General features: G+C 54.7%; 30 protein-coding genes. 16 read left to right on the top strand and 14 right to left on the bottom strand.

Features of this window, described 5'->3' with window-relative positions; all coding sequences use genetic code 11:
• Positions 1-5: 5 nt before the first annotated feature.
• The 5 genes from ACIKP9_RS05300 to ACIKP9_RS05280 are packed head-to-tail and all read right to left on the bottom strand — an operon-like array spanning position 6 to position 4,352.
• Positions 6-542: a tetratricopeptide repeat protein gene (locus tag ACIKP9_RS05300; protein WP_400880231.1), complete on the bottom strand. Its 537-nt coding sequence runs from the start codon at positions 540-542 to the stop codon at positions 6-8.
• Positions 533-1,513, bottom strand: coding sequence for a vWA domain-containing protein (locus ACIKP9_RS05295; protein WP_400880228.1), 981 nt, complete (start codon positions 1,511-1,513; stop codon positions 533-535). Before ACIKP9_RS05295 ends, ACIKP9_RS05300 begins: the two co-directional genes overlap by 10 nt.
• Positions 1,514-2,467 (bottom strand): hypothetical protein, encoded by a 954-nt coding sequence (locus tag ACIKP9_RS05290; RefSeq protein ID WP_400880225.1) that lies wholly within the window; start codon positions 2,465-2,467, stop codon positions 1,514-1,516.
• 2 nt (positions 2,468-2,469) lie between these two features.
• The gene (locus tag ACIKP9_RS05285; protein WP_400880222.1) at positions 2,470-3,330 is read right to left on the bottom strand and encodes a DUF58 domain-containing protein; all 861 of its coding nucleotides are present in this window, start codon (positions 3,328-3,330) and stop codon (positions 2,470-2,472) included.
• A gap of 5 nt (positions 3,331-3,335) precedes the next feature.
• Positions 3,336-4,352: an AAA family ATPase gene (locus ACIKP9_RS05280; RefSeq protein WP_400880220.1), complete on the bottom strand. Its 1,017-nt coding sequence runs from the start codon at positions 4,350-4,352 to the stop codon at positions 3,336-3,338.
• A gap of 249 nt (positions 4,353-4,601) precedes the next feature.
• Between ACIKP9_RS05280 and fabA the strand changes: the two genes are divergently transcribed.
• The 3 genes from fabA to ACIKP9_RS05265 all read left to right on the top strand — a co-directional run bounded on the left by fabA (position 4,602) and on the right by ACIKP9_RS05265 (position 7,929).
• Positions 4,602-5,117 (top strand): 3-hydroxyacyl-[acyl-carrier-protein] dehydratase FabA, encoded by a 516-nt coding sequence (fabA, locus tag ACIKP9_RS05275; protein WP_230347652.1) that lies wholly within the window; start codon positions 4,602-4,604, stop codon positions 5,115-5,117.
• Between the two features lie 60 nt (positions 5,118-5,177).
• On the top strand, positions 5,178-6,401 hold the full coding sequence (fabB, locus tag ACIKP9_RS05270) for a beta-ketoacyl-ACP synthase I (RefSeq protein WP_400880216.1): 1,224 nt from the start codon (positions 5,178-5,180) through the stop codon (positions 6,399-6,401).
• A gap of 109 nt (positions 6,402-6,510) precedes the next feature.
• A complete protein-coding gene (locus ACIKP9_RS05265) occupies positions 6,511-7,929 on the top strand; it encodes an aminotransferase-like domain-containing protein (protein WP_400880214.1) in 1,419 nt (472 codons plus the stop codon).
• A 40-nt stretch (positions 7,930-7,969) separates the two neighbouring features.
• Here the strand turns inward: ACIKP9_RS05265 and ACIKP9_RS05260 are convergent, their stop codons facing one another.
• A complete protein-coding gene (locus ACIKP9_RS05260) occupies positions 7,970-8,527 on the bottom strand; it encodes a peptidylprolyl isomerase (RefSeq protein ID WP_400880212.1) in 558 nt (185 codons plus the stop codon).
• A gap of 10 nt (positions 8,528-8,537) precedes the next feature.
• A complete protein-coding gene (gene serB / locus ACIKP9_RS05255) occupies positions 8,538-9,410 on the bottom strand; it encodes a phosphoserine phosphatase SerB (protein WP_400880209.1) in 873 nt (290 codons plus the stop codon).
• Positions 9,411-9,541: 131 nt separating this feature from the next.
• Between serB and sucC the strand changes: the two genes are divergently transcribed.
• From sucC to ACIKP9_RS05220, 7 genes are read left to right on the top strand one after another with little or no spacing between them, the layout of a single operon-like run.
• The gene (gene sucC, locus ACIKP9_RS05250; RefSeq protein WP_400881868.1) at positions 9,542-10,705 is read left to right on the top strand and encodes an ADP-forming succinate--CoA ligase subunit beta; all 1,164 of its coding nucleotides are present in this window, start codon (positions 9,542-9,544) and stop codon (positions 10,703-10,705) included.
• 2 nt (positions 10,706-10,707) lie between these two features.
• The gene (gene sucD, locus ACIKP9_RS05245) at positions 10,708-11,586 is read left to right on the top strand and encodes a succinate--CoA ligase subunit alpha (RefSeq protein ID WP_230347649.1); all 879 of its coding nucleotides are present in this window, start codon (positions 10,708-10,710) and stop codon (positions 11,584-11,586) included.
• Between the two features lie 46 nt (positions 11,587-11,632).
• The gene (locus ACIKP9_RS05240) at positions 11,633-12,586 is read left to right on the top strand and encodes an ankyrin repeat domain-containing protein (RefSeq protein ID WP_400880207.1); all 954 of its coding nucleotides are present in this window, start codon (positions 11,633-11,635) and stop codon (positions 12,584-12,586) included.
• A 45-nt stretch (positions 12,587-12,631) separates the two neighbouring features.
• Positions 12,632-14,245, top strand: coding sequence for an NAD+ synthase (locus tag ACIKP9_RS05235; RefSeq protein ID WP_400880204.1), 1,614 nt, complete (start codon positions 12,632-12,634; stop codon positions 14,243-14,245).
• Between the two features lie 33 nt (positions 14,246-14,278).
• Positions 14,279-14,617 carry a P-II family nitrogen regulator gene (locus ACIKP9_RS05230; RefSeq protein ID WP_230347646.1) on the top strand — a complete coding sequence of 113 codons (339 nt, stop codon included), beginning with the start codon at positions 14,279-14,281 and terminating at the stop codon, positions 14,615-14,617.
• 14 nt (positions 14,618-14,631) lie between these two features.
• A complete protein-coding gene (locus ACIKP9_RS05225) occupies positions 14,632-14,976 on the top strand; it encodes a DMT family protein (protein ID WP_400880201.1) in 345 nt (114 codons plus the stop codon).
• 18 nt (positions 14,977-14,994) lie between these two features.
• The gene (locus tag ACIKP9_RS05220; RefSeq protein ID WP_400880198.1) at positions 14,995-15,375 is read left to right on the top strand and encodes a VOC family protein; all 381 of its coding nucleotides are present in this window, start codon (positions 14,995-14,997) and stop codon (positions 15,373-15,375) included.
• A gap of 117 nt (positions 15,376-15,492) precedes the next feature.
• Here ACIKP9_RS05220 and ACIKP9_RS05215 read toward each other — a convergent pair whose 3' ends face one another.
• The 6 genes from ACIKP9_RS05215 to ACIKP9_RS05190 form a co-directional block, all read right to left on the bottom strand.
• Positions 15,493-17,439 (bottom strand): FTR1 family protein, encoded by a 1,947-nt coding sequence (locus ACIKP9_RS05215; protein WP_400880196.1) that lies wholly within the window; start codon positions 17,437-17,439, stop codon positions 15,493-15,495.
• 47 nt (positions 17,440-17,486) lie between these two features.
• Positions 17,487-19,241 (bottom strand): M61 family metallopeptidase, encoded by a 1,755-nt coding sequence (locus tag ACIKP9_RS05210; RefSeq protein ID WP_400880193.1) that lies wholly within the window; start codon positions 19,239-19,241, stop codon positions 17,487-17,489.
• 79 nt (positions 19,242-19,320) lie between these two features.
• A complete protein-coding gene (locus ACIKP9_RS05205; protein ID WP_400880190.1) occupies positions 19,321-20,172 on the bottom strand; it encodes a peptidylprolyl isomerase in 852 nt (283 codons plus the stop codon).
• 19 nt (positions 20,173-20,191) lie between these two features.
• The gene (locus ACIKP9_RS05200; protein ID WP_400880187.1) at positions 20,192-20,470 is read right to left on the bottom strand and encodes a BolA family protein; all 279 of its coding nucleotides are present in this window, start codon (positions 20,468-20,470) and stop codon (positions 20,192-20,194) included.
• A complete protein-coding gene (locus ACIKP9_RS05195; RefSeq protein WP_400880184.1) occupies positions 20,467-20,769 on the bottom strand; it encodes a YciI family protein in 303 nt (100 codons plus the stop codon). The genes ACIKP9_RS05200 and ACIKP9_RS05195 overlap by 4 nt, the downstream gene beginning before the upstream one ends.
• Positions 20,769-21,308, bottom strand: a complete 540-nt coding sequence (locus ACIKP9_RS05190) for a septation protein A (protein WP_400880181.1) — start codon at positions 21,306-21,308, stop codon at positions 20,769-20,771. Before ACIKP9_RS05190 ends, ACIKP9_RS05195 begins: the two co-directional genes overlap by 1 nt.
• 99 nt (positions 21,309-21,407) lie before the next feature.
• On the opposite strand from ACIKP9_RS05190, the gene ACIKP9_RS05185 reads away from it, so the two are divergent.
• The 6 genes from ACIKP9_RS05185 (at position 21,408) to ACIKP9_RS05160 (ending at position 26,221) form a co-directional block, all read left to right on the top strand.
• Complete coding sequence (locus ACIKP9_RS05185) at positions 21,408-22,262, top strand: 3',5'-nucleoside bisphosphate phosphatase (RefSeq protein WP_400880178.1); 855 nt, start codon at positions 21,408-21,410, stop codon at positions 22,260-22,262.
• Between the two features lie 13 nt (positions 22,263-22,275).
• Positions 22,276-22,905 carry an L-threonylcarbamoyladenylate synthase gene (locus tag ACIKP9_RS05180; protein WP_400880176.1) on the top strand — a complete coding sequence of 210 codons (630 nt, stop codon included), beginning with the start codon at positions 22,276-22,278 and terminating at the stop codon, positions 22,903-22,905.
• A complete protein-coding gene (locus tag ACIKP9_RS05175) occupies positions 22,905-23,543 on the top strand; it encodes a site-2 protease family protein (RefSeq protein WP_400881866.1) in 639 nt (212 codons plus the stop codon). The genes ACIKP9_RS05180 and ACIKP9_RS05175 overlap by 1 nt, the downstream gene beginning before the upstream one ends.
• 83 nt (positions 23,544-23,626) lie before the next feature.
• The gene (locus ACIKP9_RS05170) at positions 23,627-24,427 is read left to right on the top strand and encodes a segregation and condensation protein A (protein ID WP_400880173.1); all 801 of its coding nucleotides are present in this window, start codon (positions 23,627-23,629) and stop codon (positions 24,425-24,427) included.
• Between the two features lie 3 nt (positions 24,428-24,430).
• Entirely contained in the window at positions 24,431-24,985 is a 555-nt protein-coding gene (gene scpB / locus ACIKP9_RS05165; RefSeq protein ID WP_400880170.1) for an SMC-Scp complex subunit ScpB, read from the top strand.
• A gap of 69 nt (positions 24,986-25,054) precedes the next feature.
• Positions 25,055-26,221: a pseudouridine synthase gene (locus ACIKP9_RS05160; protein WP_400880168.1), complete on the top strand. Its 1,167-nt coding sequence runs from the start codon at positions 25,055-25,057 to the stop codon at positions 26,219-26,221.
• A 21-nt stretch (positions 26,222-26,242) separates the two neighbouring features.
• Here the strand turns inward: ACIKP9_RS05160 and ACIKP9_RS05155 are convergent, their stop codons facing one another.
• Positions 26,243-26,605, bottom strand: coding sequence for a YidH family protein (locus tag ACIKP9_RS05155; protein ID WP_400880165.1), 363 nt, complete (start codon positions 26,603-26,605; stop codon positions 26,243-26,245).
• Between the last annotated feature and the right edge of the window lie 8 nt (positions 26,606-26,613).

Here is a 26,613-nt window from a genome sequence, read left to right as displayed (position 1 = left end):
TGGGGCTATGGCAATCCTACCGGGATATTGCCCATGATCAGGCCGGGCGAGTCTGATTCGCCTGACCCTGGTGTGGGGTTGGATGGCAGCATGCTCAGCACGCGGTCGAGGTTGTGGCGGGCATCCCAGAAGTTATTGTCAAGGCGTAGGGATTGTTCGTAGGCGGTGCGTGCCTGGTTGAGCAGGTACTCGGTTTCGTCGCGTACAGTGAGATCGCGACCATTAATGATGAGGCCACGCAAAAAGAAGATGTTGCCGGTATTGAATTGAGCAGCGGATTGCTGGGTATGGTTGCCTTTGTCCAATAGTTGCCCGAACAGTTGCGTGGCTTCCTGATAGCGGCCGTTGCGGGCCTGCCAATAAGCGACGGCGAACTTGGCTTCATAGCTATCCTGGCGTGTGCTGGGTGTCTTGCCCTGCTGGATGGCTTGGTTGAATGCAGCAATCTGCTTGATTTGTAGCACTTGCCAACCGGCGATGCCCGCAGAGGCAAGGGCGAGGAGGGCGAACGCCCAGGTAAGTTTTCTGGCGCTTAGTGCCATGTTCTGACCTCGATGAATTTGGCTAGCAGCAGCAATGACAACAGCATGGCTGCCAGCAGGTAGCAATAGGGAGCGAAATCACGACCAGGAATTTCTTCCTGGTAGCGGATGGGTTTCTTTTCTTTGCGGTTGATGTCTTCGATGGCGGTAGCCAGCGATGTTGGGTCTTCGGCCTCGTAGGCTTGGTAGCTGGTACGCAGTGTCTTGAAGAAATCATTCAGCTCCAGTGCTGGAGGCAAGGGCTTGTCTTCGGGTGGCACATAGCTGGTATCGAAGATGCTGGTTGCACCTGGTTGACGCAGCACAATCCAATACAGTGTGACGTTCATGCGCTCCAGCCAGTCACGGATTTTCTGCTGCGTGTTGGCTCCCATGCGACCACCGCCGTCAGAGAGTAGGATGATGGCGCGTGAGCCGGAGTCTGGCGTCTTATCGAACTGGGCAAGCCCAGTCGTCAGCCCGCTGCCTATATTGGTCTGGAACAAGGCAGCACCACCTGCGGCGCGGATGGCCGCCAATATGGCCTCGCGATTGTCCGTCAGTGGCAGGGCGTGCATGGCAGAGTTGCTGAAGGTCACCATGCCGAACATGTCATTACTGCGCTCTTGCACAAAGCGTGTGATCAGGCGCTCGGCAGCAGCGGCTTTCGATTCCCCGGCAACCCCGCTGGCCTCGGCGCCGGAAAAGGCCTCGTCCATACTGGCACTGCGATCAATCACTAGCACCAGTTGTGCCCCTTGGCCAATCCGCTCGATATATTGTGCATCGGTGGCTGGCCCAGCTGCCCCCAGCAACATGAAGCACAATGCCAGTGCGGCAAGTATTTTCAGCAGGATGCCGAGAAGATCGGATAGGCGGTCACGCGGCAACAGGCCTAGCCACGAATAGCTACGGCTATGCTGGCGATCGAGCAATAACGGCACCAGGCTGAGGGGCAGCAGCATGAGCAACCATGCATGGTTGAAGCTCACTTATTTCATCCCCCGCTCAATGTCGCGGCAGCGGCGGCTGAACTGGCGTAGCCATGTGTGCGGGTCTGCCGGGATGTTTTGCTCCGAGCTATCGAAAAATATTGCGCGGGACAATAAAAAGAAGCGAGATATATCGTCTGCCAGCGGCGCGAAAGCAGGCTTGATCTGGATAATTTCTTCTGCACTGAAAACGCTTTGCCCACAGCTGTGCTTGAAAGCCTGATGCAGATGGTTGATGGCGTTTTCCAGCCCGGGGGTATCTGCGCCGGTTTTCCTGACCTTGCGATATGCCTTGGCAAATGGCCCGCCCATTTTAGGTAGCCACGCATGATTGCCCAGGATGTAGAGCAAGCCGAGCAGGCTCATGCCCAGCACGGTGATTGCGGCAATGAGGGCTTGTTGATGTTTGCTATCGCTGATCAGCAAGGGGCCACGAAATGGGCTCATGTCTTTGCTGATATTCACCGAGCCATAAACGGCTAATGGTGAAATGCGGAAATTCCAGCTCGGAATACGTGCCTGGAACAGTTTGCCGTTGCCGGAAAACTTAACGAATTCGGGAGGCAGGGCTGTTGGCTTGGCGACAATGCTGGAGGTGAATACCTGATAGCTGAGTTCGAGCGTGTAGATATTTTGGCCGTTATTGTGCGATTCGCTTAGTTTGCTGGCATAGATTTCTATCCCTTGCTCCTTGTTCTGACGGCGTTTCTGATTGCCTGGAATTGGCAGTGAGGTAGGCAGCAGCTTGTACTGGTCGGACACTTTAAGTGTAATGGTGCGAGTGAGGATATCGCCGACGTGATAGCCGACATCGCGAGCCGGGTTGATGGCGGAGATGGCAACGGGGGGATCGTCTGATGATTGCGCGGGAGTATCTTTAGCCCACGCCAGAGAGCTGGCGAGCGTGGTGGCTATTAGCAGCAGTAGAAGGTGGAATCTAGGTAATGTGCGCATGTTCAGGCCGTGACAAACTGGTAGAAGTATTCCGTCAAGGCATCTGCGTCGAAGCCTTGCTCAATAAAGAAAGGGGGCAAGTCATAACGCATGAACAACGCGTTGAGGGCGGCACGACGCTCGGCAAATGCCGCCTGGATGCGGGCATGGGTCGCTTTGCGCAACAATAGTGTGCGTTTCTCGCCTGTTTCGCTGTCCGTGACATGGGTTAGCCCAAACTCAGGGATAGCGCTATATTCGGCAGCGTCCCACAGCACGATGGGCACAATGTGATGGCGCTGCATGGAGAGTAGGGCTTCTTCCAGCGTTTCCAGTGGCATATGGAAATCCGAGACCAGTAGCACCAAGGCGCGTTCGCGCGGCAAGTGACGGCTGACCTGCAGGATGCCTGCACCGCCAATATGGGGAGGGCGGTAATCTTGTAGTTGCTCTGCGAGTAAATAAGCTGCTTGTACGCGCGTGCTGGTGGGGATGGTCCACTCGTCGCGCACCATGTCGTCGAAGCCGATAAAGCCGAATGGGTCATTGACGCGTGAGGAAGATTGCGCGGCTGAGGCGGTGATTTCCGCGGCAATCTTCAGTTTATGCACATGACCGGAAAACCCCATGGAACCAGACAAGTCACAAGCCACCAACACAGGCACTGCGCTACGCTGGTTATAGATGCGTACATACACCTGCTCCATCGGGTCACGCAGGCTTAGGCGTAGATCAATACGGCGCGGATCGGGATAGGAAATCAGCGGCGCATGGCCGACAAAATCCATACCCAGGCCGCGCTGGGCACTGGCATGGCGACCAGGGTGACGGCCGCGGGAGCGCCAGCCGATCTGGTAGCTGAACTCCTTGGCTAGCTCATGCATGGTGTTCAGGTGGCGCTGATACTATGAATGGCCTGATTGAGCAGCTCGCGGGCGATCTCGGTACGGCGCATTTCATAGATGGGGTTGAATACCATGCGGTGTGCAATGGTTTCGTGGAACACGGCATGAATATCCTCGGGCAACACGGCTTCGCGTCCGTTGAGCCAGGCGTTGACGCGTGCAGCGCGCATCATCATGGCGATGCCGCGAGGGCTGGCACCAGCAACAACCAGGCGCTTAATGTCTACACCTTCCACCTTGAGGCCATAATCGGCTGGGGTGCGGGTAGCCAGCCAGAGGTCTAGCGTATATCGACGCAAGGCAGGGCTGGCTTGCACACTGGACTGGATCAAGGCGGCGACTTGGTTGAGGCCATCAAATTGCAGGATATCAGGCGTTACTTGGTCTACCAGAGCATCTACATCGTGGAAGCGAGTTTCGAAAATCAGGGATTCCATGATGTCGATGTCTGCCGGGACGGTGATGGGGATTTCCATCATAAAACGGTCGCGGGCCGCGGAGGGAATCTCGAACGTTTCTTCTTTTTCCACTTGGTTGCGGTCAGCAAATACCAGCATGTGGGGAAAGTGATGTTCCCGGTTGAATGCTGACAGGGTGCGTTCTGCCATGACGCGCAACAGTAAGGAGTGCACCTGCGGACGAGCGCGGTTGATTTCATTGAAGAAAAACACTGAGAGATTAGTGCCATGCGACAGCAACGGGCCCGGGCTGACGTGCGGGCGACCATCATCCCCGAGATAGGTGTGGTATACCAGATCGTTAGGCATCAGATCTATCGTGCCCTCGATACGCTGGTAGCCGCCGCCAATGCCACGCGTGAACGCGCGCAGCAAGGTCGTTTTGCCAACCCCGACATCACCTTCCAATAGTACATGTCCACGGGCAAAAATGGCCGTCGTGATCAGGCGCACGGCATTGGCCTGACCGACAACCACCTGGTTAACATTACTCTCCAATTGCAATGCCTGCGCACGCCAGTCGGTCAATTGACGGTCACTCATGTGGTCGATTCCAGTACTAGGTTAATGGGGTTGTAAGGAAATTTTCCCGTATGGTAGGGGTTTTGATTCATGGTGTAAACAGATCTGTATAGTTTCCTTGTTTGCCCGGTGTTTGTTGCCCTGCAGGGGGATAGATAGGCGAAATTGAAGCACCATTCAAATAGATTTATTGATACTTTCATTGCTTAGGGCTTTTGTTAAATGGCATTTCAGGCGAAAATACCGGGATTACCAGTACAGAATAATTAAATGCAAAAACAGAATAGTTTTACCTTTGAGGAACTGCTTTCCTGCGGTCGTGGCGAAATGTTTGGGGAAGGCAATGCGCAATTGCCCCTGCCACCCATGTTGATGTTTGACCGGATTGTCTCCATTACGGAAGATGGCGGTAAGTATGGTCATGGCCAAATTGTGGCTGAGTTGGATGTGCGGCCCGATCTGTGGTTTTTTAACTGCCACTTTGAAGGTGATCCAGTGATGCCCGGCTGTCTTGGCCTGGATGCCATGTGGCAGCTCGTAGGTTTCTACCTGGGCTGGATGGGCGGCAAAGGCCGTGGTCGCGCCTTGGGTGCAGGGGAAGTGAAGTTTACCGGCCAAGTGTTGCCAACTGGTAAGCTGATTACCTATCGCATTGATCTGAAACGCGTGATTATGCGCAAGCTGGTGATGGGCATTGCCGATGCCCACATGGAAATTGACGGGCGCGAGATTTATGCTGCCAATGATTTGCGCGTTGGCTTGTTTACTCGCACGGATAATTTCTAGCAGATACGTTCTGCTGTTCAGTAACTTGGTATTGATTGAATTAATGTAGGAGAGCACGCAATGCGTCGTGTCGTCGTCACCGGGATGGGCATCATCTCCAGTCTCGGTAACAACAAGTCTGAAGTCCTGGATAGCCTGCAAGCAGGCCGTTCAGGCATTCGCTTTCAACAGGAATATGTAGACCAGGGGCTGCGCTCGCATGTTGCTGGTTCCATTGAAAACCTGGACCTTGAAGCCCTGATTGACCGCAAGTTGTTGCGCTTCATGGGTAAGGGCCATGCTTATGCCTGGTTGGCCATGCAGGAGGCGATTGCCGATGCTAGCCTGCCACCTGAGCTGGTTTCAAATGTACGCACTGGCCTGATTGTTGGCCAGGGTGGTGCTTCGCACGAGAACATTCTCTCAGGCATTGATACATTGCGTGCCAAGGGTGTGCGTCGTGTTGGGCCTTATATGGTGACTAAGGCCATGGCGAGCGGTGTTTCTGCTTGCCTGGCGACTGGAGCGCAGATCAAGGGCATCAACTACGGTATCAGCTCGGCCTGTGCTACCAGCGCTCACTGTATTGGTGCTGCGGTGGAGCAGATTCAGCTTGGCAAGCAAGATATCGTGTTTGCTGGCGGCGGTGAGGAAGAGCATTGGACGCTTTCCTTCATGTTCGATGCCATGGGCGCGCTTTCCAGCAAGTATAACGCCACGCCGGACAAGGCTTCCCGTACTTACGACGTTGATCGTGATGGCTTCGTCATTTCTGGTGGCGGTGGCATTCTGGTGGTGGAAGAGTACGAGCATGCCAAGGCACGTGGTGCGAAGATTTACGCGGAAATCGTTGGTTATGGTGCAACGTCTGACGGCTATGACATGGTGGCGCCAAGTGGTGAAGGGGCTGAGCGTTGTATGCGCCTGGCCTTGCAAGGTGTTGAAGGCCCTGTCGACTACATCAATACGCATGGCACCAGCACGCCAGTCGGTGATGTTAAGGAGTTGGAAGCCATCCGTGCGGTATTCGGTGGCACCGATGTTGCCATTGCTTCCACCAAGTCGCTCTCTGGCCATGCGCTGGGTGCTGCAGGTGTGAATGAGGCGATTTATACCTTGCTGATGATGGAAAACAACTTCATTGCGGCTTCTGCCAACATTGAGAATCTTGACCCAGCTGCCGAGGGACTCAACATCGTGCGCAAGCGCATCGACAATGCCAATATCCAGACTGCAGTTTCCAACAGCTTTGGGTTTGGTGGCACCAACGCGACATTGACCTTCTCGCGCAGGCAGTTAGCGTAATGATCTGAAATAACGGGGCCTGGTGCCCCGTTGTCGTTTCTGGGAGCCGCAATGACAGCCGTTGAAGGCCAGTTACTCCTCGAATGATAGAAATAAGGCAGCAACCGGCATGAAACGCTATGAAAAACTGGTGCATGATATCTCGACTGCCATTCGCTCCGGAGTGCTGGCACCAGGCGAAAAACTCCCCTCCGTACGTCAGGCCTGCCTCCATCACAAGCTCAGCCCTGCCACCGTGTTCCGGGCTTATTACGAGTTGGAAAACCTGGGGCTGATTCGTGCCCAGCCCAAGTCTGGTTATTACGTCAGCAATCATGCCATCAAGCAGCTAGCATCCAAGAGTACGCCTATGCCGGAGCAGGAAAGCACTGAGGTCACTATCTCTGATCTGGTGTTTTCCATTCTCGGCTCTATCAAGAACCCGGATACCGTGCCATTGGGGTCTGCGTTTCCTTGGCCTGGCTTGTTCCCGCTGGAGCGGCTTTCACGTTCCCTGGCGCATGCCACGCGCGATATGGGGCCTGCGGCGATTGTTGAATCATTGCCACCAGGGAATCATGATCTGCGTCGGCAGATTGCCCGGCGCTATCTTATGCAAGGCATAGAGGCGGATGTCGATAGCATCCTGATTACCAATGGTGCGTTTGAAGCGCTGAATCTGTGCCTGGAGGCGGTGACCCAGCCTGGTGACTTGGTCGCTATCGAATCGCCCGCGTTTTATGGCTGCTTGCAGGCGCTGGAGCGCTTGCAACTCAAGGCGGTAGAAATTCCTGTCGACCCAATCCATGGGATGGATCTCGATTATCTGGAGAAAATGCTGGAAAAGGCGCCGATACGTGCCTGCTGGAGTATGACCAGCTTTCAGAACCCCATGGGGGTTTCGATGCCAGCCGAGCGCAAGCAAGCTTTGGTTGCGCTGCTGACACGTTATCAGGTGCCACTGATTGAAGATGATGTGTATGGCGAATTGTATTTTGGCATGCAGGAGCACAGGCCTGCCAAGGCCTATGACCAAGCGGGTTATGTCATGCATTGCAGCTCGTTCTCCAAGACCCTGGCGCCGGGCTACCGTATAGGTTGGGCCTTGCTGCCGCGCCGTTTTGAGCGGGAGGTGGAGCGCCTCAAGGTGATTACCTCGCTGTCTACCAGTACGATTGCGCAGGCAGCCATGGCAGATTTCCTGCAACATGGCGGCTATGATCGGCACTTGCGCAAACTACGTACCAAGTTTGAATTGCAGCAACATCAGTATCTGCATTTGATTGCGCAATATTTCCCGGCAGAGACACAGGTAACGCAGCCCCATGGCGGCTATTTCCTCTGGGTGGCATTACCTGAGCATGTGGATGCGCTGGCCTTGTTTCAGCAAGCCTTGGCGCAGGGGGTGAGCATTGCGCCCGGCCCAATGTTCTCGGTGAGGCATCAATGCCACCATTGCATACGCATCAATTACAGCAAGCCTGTTGATGCGCCTGTGGAACAGGCATTCAGGACTTTAGGCCGATTGATGGATGTCATGCGGTCCTGATAGATGAGGTGAGTATGCCCGGCTTGAGCCAGGCTCGGTTTTACTCCTTGATCGTGACGGACTGGATCAAGATATTCTGGAAGGGGGCATCACCGCCATCGGTCGGCATGATTGCAATACGCTGCACCACATCCATGCCCTTGATCACGCGGCCAAATACGGTATATCCCCAGCCGGTGCTGGAGCGCTCGCTGAAGTTGAGCGAGGCATTGTTGGCCACATTGATGAAGAACTGGTCCGAGGCTGAGTGCGGGTCGCTGGTACGTGCCATGGCAATGGTACCGGTGGCATTGGTGAGGCCATTGTCGGCTTCGTTCCTGATCGGTGGGTGAGTGGGTTTGGGCTCGAAATTGGTATCAAGGCCGCCGCCCTGGATCATGAAGCCAGCAATCACACGGTGGAAAATCGTGCCTGCATAATGGCCTTCCTTCGCGTAGCGAATAAAGTTGGCTACGCTGTTGGGGGCTTTCTCGCTATTCAGGTCAACCACGATCAAGCCTTCGCTGGTCTGGATTTCAGCCAAGGGTTCAGCCATGGCGTGCAGGCTGCCCAAGAGCAGGATCATGAGCGTGGGCAGGCGAAAAAGGGTAGATAACATAGACAATTCCTCAATGACAGGTTTGAGCTGAAGACGCAGATAAAGGGCTGAACAGATAGACCAGGCCTTCCAGGTTGACATGGTTGAGCGCATACGTGGCTTTTTCTTGCACCACAGGCTTGGCATGGTAGGCCACGCCACAACCTGCGGCTGACATCATGGTCAGGTCGTTGGCACCATCGCCAATGGCGACAACTTGATCCTGCCTCAGGCCTAGTTCCTGACGGAAGCGCTCAAGGTAATCTGCCTTGGCCTGGGCATCGACGATATTGCCCAGCACGCGACCAGTCAGCTTGCCATCAATGATTTCCAGCGAGTTGGCTTTGGCAACATCCAGTCCCAGCATGGCTTTGACGCGATCAGCAAAGAAATCAAAGCCGCCTGATACCAGCATCGTCTTGATATTGTGTTGCTTGCAGGCGGTAATCCAGGCCTGGGCGCCTGGTGTCAGTTGCAGGCGCTCGTCAATCACGCGGTGTAGGGCTGAGGCATCCAGGCCTTTAAGCAGGGCTACGCGTCGGCGCAGGCTTTCGGCAAACTCAATCTCGCCGCGCATCGCACTTTCGGTAATCTCGGCGACTTGCGGCTTCAAGCCTTGCATGTCGGCAATCTCGTCTATGCATTCTATGGTGATGAGCGTGGAGTCCATGTCCATCACCGCCAAGCCCAGATTATTCAGGTTGTGCAGGTCATCGACGAGAGCAAGATCAATGCGCTGATCCAGGCAGAAGGCATGCAGTTCCGGCGGGATTGCGGATTGATTGGCCAATTGGTAAGCATGCTCGCCGATCTGGATGAACTGCTGGTGGCTGGCGCTGAGAAGCTGGTGGATATGGGCCAGTTGCTGGAAGCTGATGCCTGGGCCCTGGATAACGAGGCGCATAGTCAAAACAATGTGGGAGTGAAAAATTGATTTTCATTATACATCTGTTGCGCCATTGCCAGGCTGCCAAGCTGGCGCAAGACGGGGATTTGCGCGAAAATACACTATTAGGTCATTACAAAAGTAAAAACATGAATTTGCATGAGTATCAGGCCAAGGCTTTGTTGCAGCGTTATGGCATTCCCGTACCGCGCAGCCAGGTGGCAGAAACTGCACAGGCAGCCGTTGAAGCTGCACGGGCGCTGGAAGGCAATGCCTGGGTAGTCAAGGCACAGGTGCATGCGGGCGGGCGCGGTAAATCCGGTGGCGTCAAACTGGTGCGTAGCCTGGATGAGGTGCAGGATGTCGCTGTCAGTCTGCTCGGTAAGCGGCTGGTGACTTACCAGAATGCACCAGATGGCCAACCAGTAGAAAAAGTGCTGGTTGAGGAAACCCTGCCGATCGCTCGCGAGCTGTACCTATCCATGCTGGTGGATCGTTCGCTGGAGCGTATCGTGCTGGTGGCCTCCGAAGCCGGTGGTATGGATATTGAGGAAATTGCCCAGCACAGCCCGGAGAAAATCCTGCAAGAGGTTTGCGACCCACTGAATGGCCTGGTGGATTACCAGGCGCGCAATATTGCGTTTGCCCTGGGCCTTGCAGGCGACCAGATTGCGGCTTTTACCCGTCTTGCCAAGGGCTTGTACCGCTTGTTCAAGGAAAACGACCTTGCCCTGCTTGAGATCAACCCGCTGATCGTCACCGCCGAAGGTGCACTGATGGCGCTGGATTGCAAGATGAGCGTTGATGACAACGCCTTGTATCGCCGCCGCGAACTCGCAGAGCAGCGCGACTGGAGCCAGGATGATGCCAAGGAGGCGGAAGCACACAATGCTGGCCTCAACTACATCGCTCTTAACGGCAACATCGGCTGTATGGTCAACGGCGCAGGCTTGGCTATGGCCACCATGGACCTGATCAAGCTGCACGGTGGTGCACCTGCCAACTTCCTGGATGTGGGGGGCGGTGCTACGGCAACAACGGTAGCGCGTGCTTTCAAGATCATTCTCGCTGACCCTAACGTCAAGGCCATCCTGGTCAATATCTTTGGCGGCATCATGCGTTGCGACATTATTGCCGAGGGCATTATTACCGCAGTGAAGGAAGTCGGTATCCAGATTCCTGTTGTGGTACGCCTGGAAGGCACAAATGTAGAGCTGGGCCGCAAGATGTTGAGTGAAAGCGGTTTATCGATTATTTCTGCAGCCGGCCTTACCGATGCCGCGCAGCAGGCAGTAGCAGCAGTGAAGGCATAATCATGGCAATATTGGTCAACAATAATACCAAGGTGCTTTGCCAGGGCTTTACCGGCAAGCAGGGCACATTCCACTCCGAACAGGCGCTGGCCTACGGTACCAAGATGGTAGGCGGCGTAACGCCAGGCAAGGGGGGGCAACGCCATCTCGACTTGCCTGTGTTCAATACCATGCGCGCTGCGGTGAGCGAAACCGCGGCCAATGCCTCGGTGATCTATGTGCCACCTGCATTTGCTGCGGATTCCATTCTGGAAGCTTGTGATGCTGGCATCGAGTTGATCGTCTGTATCACTGAAGGCATCCCCGTGCTGGATATGCTCAATGTCAAGGCAGCGCTCAAGGCTAATGGTGCACGCCTGGTCGGCCCCAATTGTCCTGGCGTCATCACGCCGGATGAGTGCAAGATCGGCATCATGCCCGGCAGTATTCACCTGCGCGGCAAGGTTGGCATCGTCTCGCGTTCCGGTACATTGACCTATGAAGCCGTGCACCAGACTACCGCGCTCGGTTTGGGCCAATCTACCTGTGTGGGCATAGGTGGTGACCCCATTCGCGGCATGAACTTTATTGATTGCCTTGAGCTGTTCCAGGCTGATCCTGAAACCGAAGCCATTATCATGGTGGGCGAAATTGGTGGTAGTGATGAAGAGGCCGCTGCTGAATATATCAAGCAATATGTCACCAAGCCGGTGGCAGGCTACATCGCTGGCCAGACGGCGCCAGCAGGCAAGCGCATGGGCCATGCAGGCGCGATTATCTCCGGTGGTAGCGGCAAGGCAGAGGACAAGATCAGGGCGCTGGAGCAAGCTGGTGTGGTAGTGGCAAGCTCGCCAGCCGGACTTGGCGAGGCAGTACAAGCTGCCATCAAGGCTAAGCAGTAAATATCAAGTAGGTAATAGGGTTCATTTATCAGCCATGGAAATTTCTATGTTGCGTCGTTTAACTGCTGTCGTGCTGTGTAGTGCATTGCTTGGCGTGGTGGCAATACCCGCCATAGCACAGGACCAGGTGCCTTACCTGCTGACGGTGTCGTCTAAGGGTGATCTGGTTACGGTCAAGTCTCTGCTCAGTAGCGGAGTGGACCCTAATACCAAGGATGCAGAGGGGATCACGGCCCTGATGTACGCCACACGCAAGGACAAGGCCGATGTTGCGCGTGCACTGTTGGAAAAAGGTGCTGACGTCAATGCCAAGGATGCTGGTGGATGGACGGCCCTCATGTTTGCCGCCAAGAAAAACTTTGTGGCGACAGCCAAGGTGTTGCTGGAGCATGGGGCAGATGCCAAGGTGCGCGATGAATCCGGCTGGAGCGCGCTGGGCATGGCGGCAACCTCGGGCTATAGCGAAATGGTGGGCCTGTTGGTGCAGCGTGGCATAGACCCCAGCAGCAAGAGTGACGATGGCAAGAGTATTCTCATGTATGCCGCGAGACATGGCGACATAGAAACGATCAAGACTTTGCTGGATCAAGGTGCTGACATTGCTGCCCGTGATCGCTTTGGCCTGACGGCGTTGATGTATGCTGCGCGTGAAGGCAATGCCGAGGCTACCTCGCTGCTGCTCGAAAGAGGAGCCAAGGTAGATGCACAGGACAAGACCAAGTGGACTGCACTTTCCTGGGCGGTAAAGAAATCCCAGATCGCTTCATCCAAGGTGCTGCTCGATAAGGGAGCCGATGTTAATCACAAGGATTCTGAAGGCACACCTATCCTGCAATATGCTGTGAGTGATGGCAATGTTGACCTGGTCAAGCTGTTGCTGGATAGCGGAGCAGATGTGAAGGTGAGAGATCAATATGGCCTGACGGCATTGGTGTATGCCTTGAAGGGTAAGAAGCCCGAGATCGTGCAACTGATCAAGGATGCTGGCGGTAGCTATTAACGTGCGGCCATATCGGATGTTATTTCTTGCCAGGTCACGCGTGAAATGAAGATCGCGATCGCGCAAATCAACGCCACCGCTGGCGATCTCAAGGGCAATGCTGCCAAGATTATTGAGCAGGCACAGCAGGCGCAAGCGGCTGGTGCAACCTTGTTGTTGTGTCCTGAATTGGCATTGTCTGGATACTCCCCTGAGGATTTATTGCTACGCGATGATTTCAACCTTGCTTGCGATCGTGCATTGTATGCCTTGGCGCGCGAACTGCCTGGCGAACTGACGGTGATAGTGGGACATCCGCGCAAATACCTGGGCAATCGCTATAACGCTGCTTCCGTGTTGCAGGCTGGACAAGTGCGCCAGACCTACCACAAGGAGTTATTGCCGAATGATAGTGTGTTTGATGAGGTGCGCTATTTTAGTGAGGGTAACCAGCCTTTGGTGATTAATCACCAGGGCTGCAAACTGGGCATTGTGATTTGTGCTGATGTCTGGGCGCCCGAGCCCGCGCGGCGTGCTCGCGATGCGGGTGCAGAGGTGCTGCTGGTATTGAATGCCTCGCCTTACCACATCAACAAGCAACAGGAGCGTCATGCCGTGGTGCGTGATCGTATCCGTGAAACCGGTTTGCCTGTCGTCTATGCCAACCTGGTGGGCGGGCAGGATGAACTGGTGTTCGATGGTGCATCGTTCGTCATGAATGACGAAGGTGCCTTGGTGCAGCAATTGCCTTCTTTTGAAGAGATGCTGGGCATGGTGTCCTTCAGCCGCGGTGCGCCAGAGCCTGCCGAGATTCATCCAGTCCCAGAGTTAGAAGACGCAGTCTATAAGGCACTGAGCCTGGGGTTCCGTGACTATGTGCTGAAAAACAATTTCCCCGGTGTGCTGCTGGGTTTGTCCGGAGGCATTGATTCTGCCCTGACCCTGGCGATTGCCGTGGATGCCTTGGGCGCCGATAAGGTGCAGGCCGTCATGATGCCTTCAGAGTTTACTGCCTCGATTAGCCTGGAAGATGCCAGGGCCATGGCGTCAGCCCTCAATGTGCGCTATAGCGAAATTGCCATTGGGCCGGTATTCGAGTCTTTCTGCACGGCGTTGGCTCCTGAGTTTGCGGGTAAGCCTTTCGACATTGCAGAGGAAAACCTGCAGGCACGTGTGCGGGGCACATTATTAATGGCGATCTCCAACAAGTTTGGCAAGATGGTCGTGACCACAGGCAACAAGAGCGAGACTGCAGTCGGCTATTCGACACTCTATGGCGATATGGCGGGGGGCTTTGCCTTGCTCAAGGATGTTTCCAAAACGTTGGTATACCAGCTCGCCAAATACCGTAATCAGATCAGCCCGGTGATTCCTGAGCGAATCATTGTGCGAGCACCCTCTGCTGAGTTGCGACATGGGCAGACCGACCAGGAAAGCTTGCCGGATTATGCGGTGCTGGATGGCATCATGGAAGCTTATGTCGAACAGGATAAGAGCTGGGAGGATATTCTGGCCCTAGGGTATCGAGAGCAGGACGTACTGCGGGTGACGCGCTTGATAGACCGCAATGAATACAAGCGGCGCCAGGCACCAGTCGGAGTCCGGGTGACCCAGCGTGGATTTGGCAAGGACAGGCGCTATCCATTGACCAATCGATATGTGTTCAATGAGATAGTGTGAAGATGAAAGCAATATTAGGAGAAGGAGCGAGTTATGAAAAAAATTGAGGCAGTCATCAAACCATTCAAGCTGGATGAAGTGCGTGAAGCGCTGTCCGAAATCGGCGCAAACGGCCTGACCGTGACCGAGGTCAAGGGTTTTGGTCGCCAGAAAGGCCACACCGAGCTATATCGTGGTGCCGAGTATGTCGTCGATTTTCTGCCGAAAATCAAGGTTGAATTGGTTGTGACCGACGATGTAGTTGATGCTGCGGTTGAGGCCATCATCAAGGCTGCCCGCACTGGCAAGATCGGTGATGGCAAGATTTTTGTTACGCCAGTAGAGCAGATTATCCGTATTCGCACTGGCGAGACAGACGAAGCCGCGATCTAGGCTGAGAGTGCCTGATGTCAGTCTTGTTGAAGACGATCTTGCTATTGAGTGTGTCCAACGTGTTCATGACGTTTGCCTGGTATGCTCATCTCAAGAATCTCAACGACAAGCCTTGGTATATCGCCGCTTTCCTGAGTTGGGGGATTGCGCTGGTCGAATACCTGTTTCAAGTGCCGGCCAACCGCATCGGTTATACGGCGCTTAGCTTGCCCCAGCTCAAGATATTGCAGGAGGTGATCTCGCTGACCGTCTTCCTGCCATTTGCCATGTTTTACATGCAGCAGCCGATCAAGCTGGATTTCCTCTGGGCTGGCTTGTGCCTGGTGGGGGCTGTTTATTTCATGTTCCGCTCGATGTGAGCGTTGAGGAAAGAAAAAGTGATCAAGATCAACCGCCTGCTGCACACCGGTATTATTGTTGCCGATATCGCGCGCTCCCGTGCTTTCTACGAAGGCCTGCTAGGCTTGGTGCCGAGTGACAAGCGCCCGGCCATGAACTTCGAGGGTGTTTGGTATGATATTGGTTTTAACCAGCTTCATCTCATGGTGGTACCCAATCCCTATGCGGATGCCGAACTACCAGCTCATGGTGGGCGTGACTACCATGTGGCCTTTGCCGTTGATGACGTGATGGCAATCAAGCAGGCGCTCGACGAGGCTGGTGTGGAGTACAGCATGAGCATGTCCGGACGTGCGGCGCTGTTCTGTCGTGACCCTGATGGTAATGCCCTGGAGTTTTCTGCGGTAAAAATGGATTAGTTACTGGATTGTGACTGGCATTGCCTTGCCCGAATAGCTGGCATATCGGTGACGAATAAAAAAAGCCTGGCATGTATAACATGCCAGGCTTTTTAGTGTGTACTCGCTGAGCTGGAGTTAATGCTGTGCCTTCTTCTCCTCCTGACGATTGAGTAGCATACCGGCGACAATGAGTGCCAGCACAATGCCCTGGGCAGTGAGCGTTTGGATGGTCGGGTGAATACCGAGCAATGGAGCGCTGATGAAATGGATGCGATCAGCAGCAATTACCCCGGCTTCCTGAAGTGCTGCAATGCCATTGCCAGAGAAGACTACGGCCAATAGTGCCAGTAGCCCGGCAGTGGTGGCGAAGAACTTGCCCAGCGGCAGGCGGACGCTGTATTTAAGGATGGCCCAGGAGATGATAGCCAGTAGCACGGCTGCGGCGACAATCCCGGCAAGTACAGCACCTTGGCCTTCGGGGCCCGCCTGTGACCACAGCGCCTGGTAGAACAAAATCACCTCGAACAACTCGCGGTAGACCGCCAGGAAGGAAACCCCGGCAATTGCCCACCATGTACGCTTGTTGAGCGCTGCCGTAACGTGGCTGCTGATGAACTGTTGCCAGGCGTGCGCACTGGATTTGGTGTGCAGCCAGTAGCCAACGTAGAGCAACATGGCCGCAGCAATCAGCGCGGTAATGCCCTCGGTCATTTCGCGTCCGGCCCCGGAGATGGTGAGCAGGTAGCTGGCAACAAACCAGGTAGCACCACCAAGCACCACGGCAAAAATCCAGCCTAGGTGGAAGTAGGGCAACGCGTCCCGCCGCCCGGTTTTGTTGATGAATGCGCTCAGGGCTGCCAGTACCAGGATGGCTTCCAGGCCTTCGCGCAACAGAATCAGCAGTGAGCTGACAAATGCAGTAGCACCGGTGAGACTGCCAGAGCCCAGGGTTTCATCAGCATCGTCTAGCAGCTCGTTGAGTTTTTCAATCTGTGTTTCGATGTCTGCAACGCTGGCATGGCGGGCAATAGCACTGCGCAAATCCATCATATGGCGCTCAATATTCAGGCGTAGCGGCTTGTCCAGATTGTCTAGGCTGTTTTCTACCAGCTCGAAACCTTCCAGATAAGCGCTGATGGCATGTTGGCGTGCATTAGCCTCATCACCCTCGCGGTAAGCAGCTAGCGCTGATGCCAACCGCTCACGTGAAATATTGAGCGGGTTGCCTGCGATGGCCTTCAAGGAGGCAGGATGTGCTGCCAGATAAGCCTGAACATCAGTCAGGCCTGCCTGTTCAACTTCGGCAGGGGCTTGCATGACCAGTTGCTTGAGGTTGCCCAACTCTGCCTTGCCGCGCCCTTGCTGCCATGATTGTTCGCCGCTCGTTTGTTGCTCAGTAGTGGAGCGCAGGGTGCTCACGTAAAACGCCAGGCTCCAGCGGTCTGCTTCAGGCAGTTGCGCGTATGACTGCATGGGCGTCCCATTCACACCCAGGGTGATGGTGTTGTACAAGCCGTAGATGCTGCGCATGCGCATGCGGTCTTGATCGTGGAAATTGCTGGGCTCAGGCTCCAATCCTTTGGCCAGCGGGCCATCACCGTGCCCAGTTGCACCATGACAGGCCGCACAGGTTTCACCAAAGAGTTGTGCGCCACGGTTGAGGTCGGGAATGTCCTTTGGGGCTACCGTGATCTTGTAAGCCTGGATAACGGCCAGTCGTAAGCTATTGGCAGCTGCCGATACCGTCTTGCCATCGGCTTTGGCGAGGATGTGCTCGCGTAGTTGTGTTGCTTGCTTCAATAAATCGGCTTGTTGGGGCAGTGCAGGTAGTTCTGCAATCAATGTGGCAGATTGCGTGGCAAATTCCAGTTGCTCTTCATACTCTTCCGGATTGAGTACTTCACCATTCTGCACAAACTCCGGGTAGTCCACGCTGACGTAATCCAGCATGTGGACTGCGGTTTGGGCTTTTTCTTCATTGGTGACAGCATAGGCGGTATGAAAACCCGCCAGCCAGATCAAACTGCCCAGCACGAGGGCTGGTAATGACCGTAACAGGCGGGAAAGAGATGTGGCTATCATGCGATCTGACCTTAATTTAATGCAAATGCGATTAATTTTATATTCTATCAACTTATCCCCAGCCAGTCCTGCCGCAATTGATCTTGCTCCGGCTTGCGTTTATCGCTGAGAGCGAGCGAGACATTGGCCAGGGCATGGTCGTGTGGCTTGATATTGGTGGACATCAATTCATCGCGGCGGAAAAAATGCAGGTTGATCTGCTTGCGACCACGCTTGAGTTGTTGCTTGAGGCTCTTGCTACTAGCCTTGAGCTGGTCGTGGGCAATGATGACATCTCCTGCGGCAAGGCCTGCCTGCTCTGCCGCGCTACCGCTGAAAACATGACTGATGCGGGTGTCATCATTGGCTAATTGCAGGCCTAACCATTGACGCACCGTATCGGCATCATTGGCCTTGGGCGAGGAAAAGCTGATACCGAATTTAGCCAGGAGCTTGTCCAGTGGTGGGTCTTCGCATCCTTGCACGCAATCGCGGAACAGGGCGGATAACTTGTCGCCACAGGTTTCCCTGATCAAGGCCTGCATACTGCCTTCATCAACCAGTTGCCCTGATTGATAGCGTTGCCAGAGTGCATGCATGACTTCGTCCAGCGAGCGGCCCTTGAGTCGCAGGCTGATATCCATTGCCAACGCAACCAGCGATCCCTTGAGGTAATAGCTGATCTGGCTGTTAGGGGTGTTCTCGTCCGGCTTGTAGAGCTTGATCCAGGTATCGAAGCTGGATTCTTCCAGTGCCTGTACTTTGCGTCCTGGTGTGCGCAGGTAGCGCGTGATGTCCTTGCTTAAGGCTGCAAGGTATTCCTGCTCTGACATCAAGCCGCTGCGTACCAGGGCTAGGGTGTCGTAGTAGGCGGTGAACCCTTCGAATACCCATAGTAGCCGTGTATATGCTTCTCGGCTCAAGTCTGGCTCGGCAAATATGCTGGGACGTATACGCTTGACATGCCAAGCGTGGAAATATTCATGGCTGCATAGGCCGAGGAAATCCTGATACTGCTGCCTATCGTGTTCCTCATGCTTGACGGGTAGCCAGCTACGCGGGCAGATCAGGCTGGTGGAATCGCTATGCTCCAGCCCACCGTATTGGTTATCGGCCGCAGCATAGAGCAGGAAATCATAGCGCTGGAATGGGGCTGTGCCAAAAAAGCGGATATGGTGTTCGCAGATTTTCTTGAGATCACGACTAATGGTCTTGAGGTCAGCTTGATGTTTGCCGGAGACGATGAGGCGGTGCGGTACGCCCATGGCCTTGAATTCGGTAATCGCTAGGGTACCGATTTCTACCGGGTAATCGATCAGTGCCTGATAGCTATCGGCTTCATAAGTGCCAAAGCCGTGGGCGTTGGTTTTACGCATGGGCAGGGTGGTAGCGATGCTCCAATCAGCATAGGCCTTGCCCGGGTGGTGAATCTCGACGCTGCATCGCTCATGCTCTTGTCCTGCAACTTGCAGAAACAGACTGCTGCCATTGAAGTAGGCGCGGCTATGGTCAAGGTAGGCAGTGCGTACCGAGAGGTCATAGGCGTATACCTGATAGCGAATGACGAGTGCACCTGGGCATGGTGCTGCGCGCCAGGTGCTTTTGTCGACTTTTTCCAGTTGGATGACTTTGCCATCGCTACTTGCCTGGATGCTGACGATATGCCTGGCAAAATCCCGCACCAGATAACTGCCCGGCAACCAGGCAGGCAGTGCAAGCTGCTGGCCTTCCGCTGCTGGCTTGGCAATGTGGCATTCAATCTCGAACAGGTGGTTTTGTGGCGTATTGAAACGCACGGCATAGTGAATATCGTGTGGCTTCATCAGCGGTCAGCTCAATCCGGTCAGTAGCAATATGAAAAAAGCCCGCCGCAGGGCGGGCTTGTTGATGGCAAGCCAGGTATTACTTGGCGATATTGGTGCCAGCCGGTGCGTCAATCTTGGCCTTGCTGCGCAAGTCAGTCAGCAGTTTTTCCAGGTTGCGCTGCTGCAATTGCTTTTGCAGGCCGTCTTTGACTTCGTCAAAAGAAGGTGGCTGGGTGGTACGGGTGTCTTCCAGCTTGATCACGTGCCAGCCAAACTGGGTTTGTACCGGAGCCGTGGTGTACTTGCCTTTTTGCAGTTTGGCGACAGCATCGCTGAATGGCTTGACCATGCCAGCGGGGGCAAACCAACCCAGGTCGCCGCCTTTTTCCTGTGAGCCAGGATCCTTGGATTTTTCCTTGGCGAGCTTGGCAAAGTCGCCGCCCTTGCCGAGTTGAGCAATGATGTCCTTGGCTTCAGCCTCGGTCGGTACCAGGATATGGCGTGCGCTGTATTCCTTGTCGCCCAGTTCCTGCTTGTATTTCTCGTAGGCTAGCTTGGTGTCTGCTTCGCTGACAGGGTGCTTCTTGATGTAGTCTTGCAGGAAGGTATTGACCAGTAGTTCACGGCGGGTCAGTTCTTCCTTCGCCAGGTAGTCAGGCTGCTTGTCCAGGCCAGTGCGCTGTGCTTCCTGATAGATCAACTCGCTGCCGATCAGCTTGTTGATAATGACATTCTTCACATTGTCATCAACGGTCTGCCCGCGTGATGAGGCTTCCTTGGCAATGTAGTCATACAGGGATTGCTTGATTGGCTTGCCGTTGACGGTGGCAACGCTGCCAGAAGTGCCAGCAGCAAAAGCAGGTTGCAGGATACCGAAAGCAACCGTGGCAATCAGGGCGCTGGTAGTGAGTTTCATGAAAATTCCTTGGCTTGTTGAAATGGATGTCATAAATGGAACTACAAACGTATCAGTCAATTGTGACAGGCAGAGGTTCATCTGCCGCAATTGCCTGGATGCTAAGGGCGTGTATTCTCTGTGGAATCAAGTCGCCCAGTATTGCATAAACCTGGCGGTGCCGCATGACTTGTGACTTGCCGCAAAATTCTGCGCTGGCAATAGTCAGGAAGAAATGGCCGCCGCCGTTGTTGCCCGCGTGGCCCCGGTGCTGGGCGCTATCATCGCGGATATCCAGCATGGTAGGTGCTAGCACTGAGAGCCTGCTGCGGATTTCTTCTATTAAGGTCATGCCGGTAATGTCTTGCGAAAAGGTTTGACTGTGACAGATGCGTAAACCCCGGCGTTCACGAAAGGGTCTGCATTCGCCCAGGATTGTGCTGCCTCCAGGCTGTCGAACTCTGCCACGATCAGGCTACCGGTAAAGCCCGCTGTGCCTGGATCATTGCTGTCGATGGCGGGAAAAGGCCCAGCCAGCAACAGGCGGCCTGCATGTTGTAATGCCTGCAAGCGTTCAAGGTGGGGAGGGCGTGCAGCCAGGCGCTTTTCCAGGCTGTTAGGCGTATCTTCCGCAATGATGGCGTACCACATTATTGTTTATCCTGTTCGGTAATGTGCTTGTTGAGCAGCAGGGTCTGGCCGATGACGAATACAAACATCAGGCCCATGGTGCCGAACAGCTTGAAATCCACCCAGAGGTCGGTGGAGTAATTGAAGGCAACATACAGGTTGAGAAAGCCCAGTGCCAGGAAGAACAAGGCCCAGGCCAGGTTCAGCCGGTTCCATATGGGGTCTGGCATGGAAACCTGTTTTTCCATCAGGCTGCGGATCAGGTTGCGCTTGAATAGCCATTGGCTACCGAGTAACCCGACAGTGAACACCCAATAGAGGATAGTGGGTTTCCACTTGATAAAGCTTTCATCGTGCAACCATAAGGTTGCGCCACCAAATACCACGATGATGACACCGCTGACGATCAAGGCATTATCGACTTTGCCAGTCTTGACCTTGGCCCAGATGATCTGGGCGATGGTGGCAACGATAGCAGCTGTCGTTGCTTCGTAAATGCCGAACAGCTTATAAACGATGAAAAAGAGAATAACTGGGAATAAGTCGTAGAGAAACTTCATGTGTTGTCCGCAGGCCGTGCGCTAGGATAGGTTTTAAGTTGATGCGGTATTTTGCTATGATTCGGCAAGACTAACAAGCTGTACTACCAACCCGCCCTCATGCCCTCCCTGATCGACTTGCATAGTCATTCCACGGTTTCTGATGGATTACTCGCACCAGAGGCGTTGGTAACGCATGCCGCTGCACAAGGCGTGAAGGTATTATCCCTGACAGATCATGATGATACGGCGGGGCTGGCCGTGGCTGCAAAGATGGCAGCCGAACACGGCATGCAGTTTATCAATGGCGTGGAAATTTCTGTCACCTGGCGCAGGCGTACTATCCATGTTGTTGGGCTGCGCGTTGATCCTCTTTATGCGCCGCTGCATGATGGGCTTGAAAAAATTCGTGCCGGACGCCATCTACGTGCAGTGGGAATCGCGGCCAGCCTGGAGAAATTCGGTATCACAGGTAGTCTCGAAGGCGCCTATGCGCATGCCCAGCAAGGCATTATTAGTCGAGCGCATTTTGCGCGTTACCTCATCGAGCAGGGGTATGCCTCTAATATGAAAAGCATATTCAAGCGCTACCTGATCAAAGGCAAGCCCGGCTATTTTGAACATCACTGGGCCGAGCTTGAGGACGTGATCAACTGGATTAACGGTAGTGGCGGGGTGGCAGTACTCGCGCATCCTGGCCGTTATGACATAGGCCGCAGCAACATGCTGCTGTTGCTGGAAGAGTTTCGCAACCTGGGTGGCGCGGCGATTGAAGTCGTCACCGGCAGCCATACGGTTGATCAATTCCAGGAGTACGCCAAGCTGGCGCATATGTTTGGCCTCAAGTCTTCCATGGGTTCCGATTACCACGGGCCGGGCCATGGCTATATTGAAATGGGTCGGCTGCCCGATTTGCCGCGCGGTTGCATCCCGGTCTGGCAGGATTGGCCGGAAGCCCAATCGCTTAACAGTTAACGATGGAGTCAATTTGGCGCAATATTTTGTGATTCACCCTGACAACCCGCAGACGCGCTTGATCAATCAGGCGGTTGCCATCCTGCGTGATGGTGGCGTGATTGCTTACCCTACTGACTCTAGCTATGCGCTGGGTTGCATATTGGGTAATAAGGAAGCTCAAGATCGCATCCGCGCCATTCGTGGTGTGGACGATAGTCATCATTTCACCCTGGTGTGCCGCAATCTGGCCGAGCTGGCGACCTATGCCCAGGTGGATAATAGCCAGTTCCGCCTGCTCAAGGCCAATACCCCAGGGCAATACACCTTTATTCTCAAGGCCACACGCGAAGTGCCGCGCCGTTTGCAGCATCCCAAGCGTAGTACCGTAGGCCTGCGGGTGCCGCAACATGCCGTGACCCTGGCACTGTTGGAAGAGTTGAACGAGCCGATGTTGAGCATGACGCTGCAACTGCCAGGAGAAGAAGCTCCGCTCAATGAGGCCTGGGAAATCCGTGATCAACTGGAGCACCAAGTTGAGTTGGTGATTGATGCTGGTGCGTGTTCGATAGACCCTACCACGGTGATCGACCTGACGGCGGAAAGCCCCAGCTTGATTCGCCTGGGGGCAGGCGACCCAGCACCGTTCGGCTTGGAGGCATGATGGAACTCACCCTGATCCAGAAAATTGCGATCTATGCCTTGCCGGTGATTTTTGCGATTACTGTACATGAGGCCGCGCATGGCTATATTGCACGTTATTTTGGCGATACTACGGCTGAAAGCCTGGGCCGCATTACGCTCAACCCGATCAAGCATATCGACCCGATAGGTACCATCCTGGTGCCTGCGTTGCTGGTGCTTTCCGGCACAGGGTTCTTGTTTGGCTGGGCCAAGCCAGTGCCGGTGGATTTTTCGCGCTTGCGTAACCCCAAGCGCGATATGCGCTGGGTGGCTGCTGCCGGGCCTGCGTCTAATTTCCTCATGGCGATTTTCTGGGCCGTGGTCTACAAGTTTTCTGCCATGGCAGGGGATTTTGCCGTGCCTCTCGCCCTCATGGGGCAAGCGGGCATCCTGGTCAATGTTGTGCTCATGGTGCTCAATCTGTTGCCGTTGCCTCCCTTGGATGGTGGCCGCATTGCCGTCAGCCTGATGCCTAACCAGATGGCCTACAAGTTTGCCCAGCTTGAGCGCTACGGTTTCATCATTCTGCTGGTATTGATGTTCACAGGCATCCTGTCCAAGATCATGATGCCGTTCATCCTAGTCTTGCTGGCCATGTTCGGTGGTATTTTCGGTTGAGTCAGCCAGGGGGCGCATGGCGATGAAGAGAGCTGACGTGCTGCAGTTGATCATGTGCCCGCAAGTGCGAAGCTGAGGCCATCGTGGCGACCCAACTTGCATTCGATGTACGCATCTATGGCGAGCAGCTGGAGACTATCCCGCAAGATCTCTACATTCCACCTGATGCGCTTGAGGTCTATTTAGAGGCTTTTGAAGGCCCACTGGATTTGCTGCTGTACCTGATACGCAAGCATAACCTCGATATTCTTGATATTCCCATGGCGCAGTTGACCAAGCAATACATGGATTACGTCGAGACAATGCGTGAAAACAAGCTGGAACTGGCGGCAGAGTACTTACTGATGTCTGCCATGTTGATTGAGATCAAGTCGCGCATGCTGCTGCCCAAGCCTGAAAGCATAGAGCAAGAAGAAGACCCCCGTGCTGAATTGGTGCGCCGCTTGATGGAATATGAAGCGATCAAACTGGCCGCCGAGCGTTTGGATGCCTTGCCCATGGCAGGTCGGGAAATCCAGGTGGCGCGAGCCTATTATGAGCATATTGCTGACACAAGCTGGCCTGAGGTCAGTTTCGATGAGTTGATGGCGGCTTGGCAATTGGTGCTGAAGCGCGCCAGCCATTTTCAGCACCACAAAGTGGGCCGCGCTGAGCTTTCCGTACGCGAACACATGAGCCTGGTATTGCGCCGTTTGCAACAGGAATCGCTACTGGAGTTTACGGCGCTGTTCGATGTTGTACATGATGGTCTGCCCAAGCTGGTGGTGTATTTTCTCGCCATTCTTGAATTAGCGCGTGAGGGCCTGGTGCGTATTATGCAGCAGCAAGCTTTCAGCCCGATTTATTTACAGGCGGCCGATGTGCCATTAATGAGCGCCAATTAAGCCATGAGTGAAGCGCAAAGTATCCATGAAATGAAGCAAGTGTTGGAGGCCGTGCTGCTGACGGCGGGTGAGCCTCTTTCCCTGGAGATGCTGTTGCGTCCCTTCGAGGGCCGCATGGAGCGTGCTACCTTGCGTATGCTGCTGGATGAGCTGCGTCAGGAGTGGCAGGGCCGCAGCATGGAGCTGGTCCAGGTTGCCAGCGGCTGGCGCTTCCAGGCGCGTGCTGATCTTGCGCCATTTATCGCTCGCCTCAGTCCTGAGCGTCCCATGCGCTATTCGCGCGCGGCGCTGGAAACACTGGCGATTATTGCCTACCGTCAGCCGGTGACACGGGGTGATATTGAAGAAATCCGTGGCGTGGCAGTCAACCCCAACATCATGCGCCAGTTTATCGAGCGCAACTGGATTGATGTTGTTGGACAGCGCGACGTGCCTGGGCGGCCTTCGCTTTACGCCACGACCAAGACTTTTCTCGATGATCTTGGCTTGCGCTCCTTGTCCGAATTACCGCCTATCCAGCATTTTATCCAGCAAGAAATTCCACTCGATATTGCTTAATATGAACTAGCCAGGCGGAATAGGGGTGCTCTGGCTTATAATATCGGCAATATTCTCAAGGTTGACCTCATGGCCCGTCCGTTCAAGCAACAACGCAATCCCCGCAATACCTCTCCTGCCAAGCCTGTGGCGGTTGATCCTGATGCAGTGCCACAAAGGCTACATAAGCTATTGGCGTTGGCGGGGTTCGGCTCGCGTCGCGAAATGGAAAACTTGGTTGCCAGCGGGCGCATTACCATCAATGGCAAGACTGCCGAGGTGGGTGCCAGCGTAGTGCCTAGCGATGTGGTACGACTGGATAGCCGTCCATTGCACCTGCCATTCGAGCCTGAGTTGCCGCAGGTTTTGCTTTATCACAAGCCAGAAGGCGAAATCGTGAGCCAGGATGACCCTGAAAAGCGCGCTTCTGTATTTGATAAATTGCCGCGTATCCGTAATGGCAAATGGATCGCGATTGGGCGGCTGGACATGAACACCTCCGGCTTGTTGATTTTTACTACGTCTGGCGAGTTGGCGAACCGCTTTATGCACCCGCGCTATGAGGTGGAGCGTGAGTACGCCGTGCGTATTTTCGGTGAGTTGACCGATGGCGAGATGGCACAGCTCACTTACGGTATCGAGCTAGATGATGGTCCGGCCAATTTTGACAGCATCCGCGCACAAGGCGGCGAGGGTGCCAACCACTGGTATGAAGTGATTCTGCGCGAAGGTCGCAACCGCGAAGTGCGCCGCTTGTTCGAGGCGTTCCAGAAGCCGGTCAGTCGTTTGATTCGCGTGCGCTTTGGCCCGGTGAATTTGCCACCACGCCTCAAGCGTGGGCAAATGCTGCATTTGGGCGTGAAAGAAGTCACGGGCTTAATGGAATGGGCCGAGCTTGCTGTGCCTAAGGGTCCTCCACGTCAACTTTCTGCGCGCGAGAAGGACAAGCTAGGCTCGGTCTTCACGCCCAAGGCAAAAAAGTCACGCTTTGATGCTGAGGCAGGGCTTGAGAGTCGTGGCCCGAGGCGAGTCACGAAAACCCGAGAAGAGGGAATGCGCCAGGATATAGAAAAGCAGCAACCGGGACGCCGCGCACGTTCTTCCCAGGCTGCTGAGCCCGCTGAGATGCAGCGTCCTGCCAGGCAGTCCAAGCAGGCGACCAAGCCAGCACGCAAACCTGCCAATCGTCGTATTCGCCAGCAAGCTGATATTGCGCCAGCCAAACAACCGGCAGGCAAGCCGCGTGCAAAACGCTAGTTTTAAAGTGGTTGTGGTCTGTTAAAACAGCAGTAAGTCGATCGCCAGCAAAGTACCTGCGGTAGCAACAGCGATCGACAATACCGACGATAGCCAGGGCAGGGCCATCTGCGGAACATCTTCAGGTGGTAACGTCTGCACGTAACGGCGGTGATTGTATTGCGCGCAGAGGATGACCGCGGCACCACTTAACACCAGGACCAAGCCTAGCAAGTCAGATAACCAGCGATGCGAGTTGAGGTGTTCAACCTGACCAGGTGCCAGCAATGTCAGGAATAGCCCGAACCTTGCCACGACAAAACCAAGTGCCATCAGGGTCAGGCCAGAGCGCAACCATGCCAATAATGTTCGTTCGGCAGCAAAGAATACTCTCGGGTCTGACATGATTATCC

Origin of the sequence: Methylobacillus methanolivorans (assembly GCF_044751345.1) — a bacterium.
GTDB classification, from domain to species: Bacteria; Pseudomonadota; Gammaproteobacteria; order Burkholderiales; family Methylophilaceae; genus Methylobacillus; species Methylobacillus methanolivorans.
Note: the sequence above shows the minus strand (reverse complement) of the source record. Positions and strands in the feature narration are given on the sequence as shown.